5 protein-coding genes and 2 tRNA genes are annotated in these 4476 nt (G+C 40.5%); 2 read left to right on the plus strand and 5 right to left on the minus strand.

From position 1 onward, the window contains the following. Positions 1-92 precede the first annotated feature (92 nt). From PF479_RS05425 to PF479_RS05440, 4 genes are all read right to left on the minus strand, one after another. A tRNA-Thr gene (locus tag PF479_RS05425) sits at positions 93-166 on the minus strand. A gap of 8 nt (positions 167-174) precedes the next feature. Then, positions 175-255, minus strand: a tRNA-Tyr gene (locus tag PF479_RS05430). Positions 256-312: 57 nt separating this feature from the next. Continuing rightward, positions 313-1101 carry a M24 family metallopeptidase gene (locus PF479_RS05435; RefSeq protein WP_298003217.1) on the minus strand — a complete coding sequence of 263 codons (789 nt, stop codon included), beginning with the start codon at positions 1099-1101 and terminating at the stop codon, positions 313-315. Next, the gene (locus tag PF479_RS05440) at positions 1082-1456 is read right to left on the minus strand and encodes a chorismate mutase (protein WP_298003220.1); all 375 of its coding nucleotides are present in this window, start codon (positions 1454-1456) and stop codon (positions 1082-1084) included. Before PF479_RS05440 ends, PF479_RS05435 begins: the two co-directional genes overlap by 20 nt. Positions 1457-1877: 421 nt before the next feature. Here PF479_RS05440 and PF479_RS05445 point away from each other — a divergent pair, with 421 nt between their 5' ends. After that, positions 1878-2846, plus strand: coding sequence for an HAD family hydrolase (locus tag PF479_RS05445; protein WP_298003223.1), 969 nt, complete (start codon positions 1878-1880; stop codon positions 2844-2846). Beyond that, positions 2836-3714, plus strand: coding sequence for a hypothetical protein (locus tag PF479_RS05450; RefSeq protein ID WP_298003226.1), 879 nt, complete (start codon positions 2836-2838; stop codon positions 3712-3714). Before PF479_RS05445 ends, PF479_RS05450 begins: the two co-directional genes overlap by 11 nt. Here PF479_RS05450 and PF479_RS05455 read toward each other — a convergent pair. After that, entirely contained in the window at positions 3680-4318 is a 639-nt protein-coding gene (locus tag PF479_RS05455; RefSeq protein ID WP_298003229.1) for a thiamine diphosphokinase, read from the minus strand. The two genes, PF479_RS05450 and PF479_RS05455, sit on opposite strands and share 35 nt — an antisense overlap. Positions 4319-4476 lie beyond the last annotated feature (158 nt).

Here is a 4476-nt window from a genome sequence, read left to right on the forward strand (position 1 = left end):
GATTTGAACCTTCGAAGCCGAAGCAACAGATTTACAGTCTGCCCCCTTTGACCACTCGGGAACCTCCCCATTTAAGTTATATAGAAAAAAAAAGCCTTCTGTCAGATTCGAACTGACGACCCCGAGATTACAAGTCACGTGCTCTGGCCAGCTGAGCTAAGAAGGCATGATTTATGGGGAGAGAAGGATTTGAACCTTCGAAGCCGAAGCAACAGATTTACAGTCTGCCCCCTTTGACCACTCGGGAACCTCCCCAGGTTTCCTATATAACTAATGCCGAACTGAAACAATGCCCTTCCGACGATCGGTAATTTAAATAATCTCGGAAAAAATGTCAATAGAACCCTGATCTTTTATTTGAGGTATATTCAGGCATTGAGGTCCATTTTCATTAATTGCAACCATATGTTCAAAATAGGCAGAGGGGGATTTATTATCAGTATAGTACTCTTTTTCTTTGCTGCATATGAGTTTGGCTCCCCTGTATGCGATGACCGGCTCAATGGTCAGAACCATCCCGGGGTTCCATTGAATATCATTATTATTAAACAAAGAATAACTAAAATCCGGAGGTTCATGCATGGATTTTCCTATCCCGTGGCCGCAGGCCTCTTCAAGTAGTTCATAGACTGTGCCCGTTAGTTCTTTATGCACTGACTTTTTCATTTCTAAACTATTTCCACCAGTTCTGATTGAGCAATAGGCCCTTCTGGATACATCCCATGCTTTTTGAAGCAGAGCCTCATTTTCGGGGCTTCTATCACCGCAGATAAAAGTCCAGGCAGAGTCTGCAAAAAGACCATCTTTCTCAAAGACGAGATCCAGGGTCACAATATCATTATTTCTAAATTTTGAGTCATTAGGTGGACCATGGCACACACGGTGATTCACATTGATATCAAAGGAAGCCCCGTGAATCCTGCTTTTCTTCTTTATCAGCAGCTGTTCAAGTTGTCTTTGCAGCTCTGTCCCTCTTACTCCAGGAAGAATCCCCTTTCCCAGTATAAGAAGGCAGTCATGTAGATAAAGGGATAGATCACTTATAATTTGAATTTCAGTGGATGTTAACAGATCATTCTCCTTAAGTTGGAGAAGCAGCAATATCCTGTCTGAGGGTTTGAGCATTTCCCAGATAGACAGGTATAGCCTTTTCTTTTCTGTCTGTATTAAAGGTCATGAGGATACGAAGCATTCTTTTGGAAGTAAAGTCCTCACAAACCGGTTCCTGAGTACAGAACAAGGCTGTCTCATTCAGATTATTAGACAGGCGCAATGCCTTTGCCGGATTAAAGCTGATGTCCTCTGTCTGAGAGAATATGATGCTGATCAGATCCTTTGCAGTCAATTTATTTATTCTCATCAGTTCATTGTATAGACTGTCTACACAGCGAGTGAGTTCATCCTCACTGTTTGTGGCGAGAGATATGGCTCCCCTGACCGCTTTTACCATTTCCATTACCTCACTTTTTCCCTCTTAATTTCCATTAAAAAGAGTAGTTAAAAATTGAATCAGAATATATAAAAAAAGAATCATCAGGATTTGAAGTGATGACTTTGCATAGAAAAGAATACTTTTTAATCGATAGGACCGTCTCCAAAGGGTGTAAATCAATATATTCCCCAGGGAGAGAACCATATATGAATAAAAATAAAAATTCATAAATTTAAAAATAAGTTTGAATGTGTCCTCTGAAAACCTCTGAAAATTGCCTACAATATACAGAGAGAATACTATGAGGCACATTAAGAAGAAGTACAGTGTAATTCGTGATAATAACTGGGGAAGCCAGAGCTTCTGTCCTCGGTAAAGCCTTTTCATAAGCATTTTTATGATATCACAGCTTCTCTGTTTTTGAACACTGTCAGAGAGAACTGTGTTGCCAGAAGGAATATTTAATCTTAAAATCAAGGCTATGAATCAGAAATTATTAAACAGTTCTATGATTTCAATTGATAAAGCTCATACTTCTCTACAGAACATGGCCAACTCATTTTCTTCCCTCTCTGTCATCGAAACAAATATGACTCCCCTGATTTACTATGATCCCGATATAAAAGCGGTTCTCTTTGACATTTATGGAACACTGCTGATTTCAGAAGCCGGGGATATTGGTTTGACCGCACTGGATCAGGGTGAAGACAGACTCTTTACTATCGAATCTTTGAATGATAAAAGGGAAATCCGATTTAACAGGATTAAATCCATTCTTTTAGAACGGATTAAAGCTCATCATGAATGTATTAAAAATGAATCAACCTGGATACAATATCCTGAAGTTGATATTATCAGTCTTTGGGATGAAGTCTTTCAGATTCTGGATTTTCGGGAGTACAATGCTGATATTCTCAGCACTACAGCATTGAATTTTGAAGTATTCAGCAATAAGGTCTGGTTAATGCCGGGAATTGTCCCGCTTTTTGAGTTTTTTCGAGGCAAGAGTTTTTTACTTGGTATCGTTTCAAATGCTCAGTTTTACACTCCCCTTCTGTTTGAGCACCTGCTGGGAAAGTCTTTGAAAGAGTTGGGTTTTGAAGAGAAATTCATCTCCTGGTCTTTTCAGGTTCAATGCGGAAAACCTGATCCCCGGATTTTTAAAAATCCTCTGATTCATTTAAATAGAATGGGGATCGAGAATCATGAAATCCTTTATGTCGGCAATGACATGCTGAATGATGTTGTCACCGCATCTGTTCTGGGTTTAAAAACAGCACTTTTTGCGGGAGACCGTCGATCACTGCGAATGAGGGAGGAGGATACAAGAGTCATGGATATATCCCCCAATTATATCATCACAGAACTGAATCAATTGAAAATAATTCTGGAGGAAGGATTAAATGAAGAATAAAGTCAAAGTCAAAAAAGAGGGCAAATCAACATTCCGGAAATTTAAAAATTGGCTTTCCTTCATCATCATTCTTGTTTTTTCGGCCTTCGTTTTTTATATCGGCTGGATTCAGATTAAAATACCAGAGGGCAATTACGCCCTTGTGTATACTAAAACCGGGGGATATGACAGCAGGTTGATCGCCCCAGGACAGTTTGTCTGGAGATGGGAAAATCTTTTTCCTGAAAATATGACCATTCATTTCATTGAGTTGAAAACCAGTTCCGGGGACTATCATATGGAGGGATTTTTACCATCGGGAGAACTCTACGGGGAGTATATTCGCACGCCTGATGCTTTTCATTATATTCTTGATTTGGAATACCGGTTTTCTATCAATCAAAATGAATTTGTATCCCTTATTGAATCAGAATCATATAGTACACAGCTCCTGGAGGAACGCAACCAGCAGTATCGCCGGGATACAAATCATATTATACAGGACTTCATGCTCCATCAGACAGCCTTGAATCCCCAGGGGATTAAGGAGGTTGAAAATGATCTTCGTATGAGAATCTCTGAGGCAGACTCCCGATTCAACCTGGAAGATTTAAGAATAAGATCCTATCAGTATCCGGATACTGAACTGTATGAGCGGACTCGAAGTTTCTACCTTGATGACCTTGCAGTACTTAGAAAAATAGAACTTCAAGCGGAGCAGGACAGCACGCAGATTGAGACTGTCTCCATGAGAAAGATGGATCTACTCAGGTTATATGGTGAGGTCCTCAGTGAGTTTCCAGTACTCTTGCAATATTATTCACTGGAAAAGGAAAAGTTGGATCCCTCATTGTTTAATGATTACCCAAAGCTTCCTGAATCTCCCTGATCATTATCAGATGACCCGATTTCATGACAATGGAAAATTCGGTCTCTACCAGTCGGTTGCTGATCCCCGCGTCTCCTTTTTTCCAATGAAGCATATCGAGAGGCCATTTCAATCCAGTGCTGTGCATACTGCAGCATTGGGTGCCTGCCGGGAAAAAGGATATCACTTCATTCACTTTGCCGGAGCTTTTTAACCCATCCTCAATGTATTGAACCTCTTCTCTATGGGTAATCCACAAATCAGGAGGGTTCGGACGGTCAAAAAGGACAGTTATAGCCAGAAGATGATCCAACCGCCCCCCTCCGCCGCCAATCACAATAACTGGAGAGCAGCCTCTGGATTGGAGGTGCATCACACCCAGTTCTGTATCGGTAAAGTCTTTTTCTTCAGAGTGCTCCTCAATCATGTCCGTATTGAATTGGTTCAGAAGATCTCTGGAGCTCAATGAATCCATATCGCCAAGAATAAAATCCGGCCGGATATCATTGGTCAGGCAGAAGTCCAGTCCCGAATCTGCTGCTACGATATAACAAGATTCAGTTAAAAGATGACTGATCCTGCTGTACTCCGGTCTCTGCCCTCCGGTGATTAGGATTCCCTGCATGATCAGCTCCTGGAAGTAAAGTTTTTTAAAAAATTATTATATTTCTCTAAAGGAAGATTTTCAAGTTCCGAAAATTTAAACAGCGAATAAGGATGTTCGCACTATGCAAGTTATATCATGGAGGATATACGAATGATAATTAATCACAATTTGAGTGC

This window comes from Oceanispirochaeta sp., from assembly GCF_027859075.1.
Taxonomy (GTDB): Bacteria; Spirochaetota; Spirochaetia; order DSM-2461; family DSM-2461; genus Oceanispirochaeta.